This window comes from Halomonas sp. G15 (assembly GCF_021282295.1).
Lineage (GTDB): Bacteria > Pseudomonadota > Gammaproteobacteria > Pseudomonadales > Halomonadaceae > Halomonas > Halomonas alimentaria.
Genome location: NZ_JAJSPA010000080.1, coordinates 1 through 1683, shown reverse-complemented (window position 1 = coordinate 1683; position 1683 = coordinate 1). Strand labels below are relative to the sequence as shown.

Sequence of the window (1683 nt, the reverse complement as noted above, 5' to 3'; positions counted from 1 at the left end):
CGGTAGTTGTCAAGGAATCTGTCGCCTCTGAGATCATTCACGCCACCTGCTTTTCTGGTTCGGCGACGGTGACATGGAGCTCCCGCTCCGGGTTGAGTGACACGGTACCGATCGGCGTCCAGTTGCGAGTCTTGCCGCTCCATCGCGCAGGGTTGGTGTCACGCGCCGCCTGATTGATGACGTGGCGCTTGGCCAACACCGCAGCGTCTTCGCCCGCATGGCGCTGTGCCGGTGTCACCAGGCGAATGCCGCTGTGCCGGTGCTCGTGGTTGTACCACTGCACGAAGCCAGCCACCCACTCGCGGGCGTTGTCGAGCGTGGCGAACCCATCGACGGGGTAACAGGGCCGGTATTTGCAGGTCCGGAACAGCGCCTCCGAGTAAGGATTGTCGTTACTGACTCGCGGCCGGCTGAAGGACGGTGTGATGCCAAGCTCATGCAGCTTTTCCAGCAACGTGGCGCCCTTGAAGGGGCTGCCATTGTCCGCGTGAAGCACCAGCGGTTGGTCAATGATCCGCTCGCCCAGCACGGCCCGCTCCAGTACAGTGCGGGAGTTGTGGGCCGACTCAGCCAGGAACACCTCCCAACCGGTGATCTTGCGGCTGAAGATGTCGACCATCATGACCAGGTAGTAGTGCTGCCCCTTGATCGGGCCGCCCAACCACGTGCAATCCCACGACCACACTTGGTTCGGCGCCGTGGCCTGGTAGGTCGTGGGCTTGGCGCGGCGTTGAGGTGGCTTGGCACGGCCCCGATGCACCATTTCGTGGTGCTTGCGCATCACGCGGTAGAACGACGAGGATGAGGCCAGGTAGCGCTGCTCCTCGTCGAACAAGCGCACCACGATCTGCTCTGGCGGCAGGCTGGCGTACTCAGGGCGGTGGCACACGTCGAGGATCTCCTGTTCTTCGGCCGGTGTCAGCGCATTAGCCGGCACCGGCCGGTCGACCAAAGGGCGCTGGTCCTCGTGCAGCTCGCCGCCGCGTGTCCAGCGCTGGTACGTCCTGGCGGTGATGCCCAGCTCTCGGCAGGCGGCCTCCAGGCGTGCTCCCTGGGCCCTGGCCTCTTCGATCAGCGCGATGGCGCGTTGGCGATCTGGGGTGCTGATCATGCGTCCTCGTCCCCCCAGATCGCCCTCGCCTTTTTTCTGAGGGCCAGTAACGCTGCGGTCTCCGCCAGGGCCTCGTTCTTGCGGGCGAGCTCCTTTTCCAGCGCCTTGATGCGCTTGCGCTGCTGCTTGGCCGCGTCGGCTTCACGCTGGCGTTCCGAGTGCGAGAGACTGGCAGCCTGCTCGCAGTCATGGCGCCACCGCTCCAGCTGCTCGGGATAGACGCCCCGGCGACGGCAGTATTCCGCGGTCTCCTGAGCGTTCATCGAGGCGGTCTCGATCACGGCGCTGAACTTATCCTTGGACGACCAGCCATCGGCGCCCTTGCCCAGAGCATCCGGCAGACAGCGCCCTTCGGCACGGGCTTCCTTGCGCCACTTGTAGACGGTGCCCAGCGAGATCCCCTCCTGCTCCGCGATTACCTGTGGGGAGAGGTTGTGGGGAGGCAGCAGCTTGGTGACCACGGCTTGCCGGCGCTCCTCTGAGTAACGAGGCATGAGTGTCTCCTTTCGCCCCCTGATCGATTTATAGGAACAGGGTATCAGAGGGCACGACAGTCATCCTGACACTGGGGG

General features: G+C 64.5%; 1 protein-coding gene. It reads right to left on the bottom strand.

The annotated features are described in order from the left end of the window. Window positions 1-37: 37 nt before the first annotated feature. Window positions 38-1605 (bottom strand): IS3 family transposase gene (locus LWH48_RS18005; RefSeq protein WP_232913664.1). Its coding sequence is split into 2 segments (ribosomal slippage): window positions 38-1140 and window positions 1140-1605, totalling 1569 coding nucleotides; the frame shifts between segments, so codons are not numbered across the junction. Window positions 1606-1683 lie beyond the last annotated feature (78 nt).